2 protein-coding genes are annotated in these 783 nt (G+C 64.9%); both read right to left on the reverse strand.

Annotated elements, in window-relative coordinates; translation table 11 throughout:
- Positions 1 to 109: 109 nt before the first annotated feature.
- Positions 110 to 493: a type II toxin-antitoxin system death-on-curing family toxin gene (locus tag ON45_RS20125; RefSeq protein WP_040496493.1), complete on the reverse strand. Its 384-nt coding sequence runs from the start codon at positions 491 to 493 to the stop codon at positions 110 to 112.
- Positions 490 to 693: a YlcI/YnfO family protein gene (locus ON45_RS20130; protein WP_173400708.1), complete on the reverse strand. Its 204-nt coding sequence runs from the start codon at positions 691 to 693 to the stop codon at positions 490 to 492. Before ON45_RS20130 ends, ON45_RS20125 begins: the two co-directional genes overlap by 4 nt.
- Between the last annotated feature and the right edge of the window lie 90 nt (positions 694 to 783).

Below are 783 nucleotides of genomic sequence, written 5' to 3' on the forward strand. Positions count from 1 at the left end.
ACGTCTCCGAGCGGCCACCCGCCCGAGAATGTGCGGCCAGTTTCCCACCGTCGAGGCGCTCCTCGCTGCCGGTGGCGGTGAAGCCGAGGGGCAGTGCGAACTGTTGGCCCTACGCAGCGAGTTGACGGAGCCGTTCGGCGATCGCTTCGATCGTCGGATCGCTCGCGGCAACGTCGATGACGAGGTCGTAGACGTCATCGTTGCTGGCTTTCGAGATCTTGACGCCGTTGATCTCCAGGAAGACAGCGGTCGCCAACCAGCCGAGACGTTTGTTGCCGTCGACGAGCGCGTGATTCTTCACGATCGAGTGGAGCAACGCAGCGGCTTTGGTCCAGATGTCGGGGTATGCGTCCTCGCCGAACGCCGTTGTCTGCGGCCGAGCGACGGCCGACCCGAGCAACCCGATCTCACGAATTGGGGCAGGGTCGCCGAGGAGTGTCACGGCGAGGCCGACGACGTCGTCGAGGTCGAGGAACTCGACCGAGTCGCTCACTCGCCGAGCCGACGCAGCGCGTCGCTGTGGGTCTCGATGATCAGACTGGCAGCGTGTGCGACTCGATCTCGGTGTTCGCTGCGACTGACGAACTCGCGAACGGCGCGCCGGGCGGCTTCCTGCATGGAGATTCCCTCCGCGTCAGCGCGTGCTCGCAGAGCTTCCTGTTCGGTGTCAGTGAGCCGCAGGGTCATCGCCATGACAGCATGGTATCACTTCGATACCGTAGGGCGAACGGTCGGCGCATATCAACGGCTTCGGAGCCGGCTTCGGACCGCTCGTAGCGGCAC

This window comes from Ilumatobacter nonamiensis YM16-303 (genome assembly GCF_000350145.1).
Lineage (GTDB): Bacteria > Actinomycetota > Acidimicrobiia > Acidimicrobiales > Ilumatobacteraceae > Ilumatobacter_A > Ilumatobacter_A nonamiensis.

What these genes read in the sequence shown, in the direction of transcription:
- ON45_RS20130 (WP_173400708.1), bottom strand. Translation starts at nt 693, where the DNA reads ATGGCGATGACCCTGCGGCTCACTGACACCGAACAGGAAGCTCTGCGA.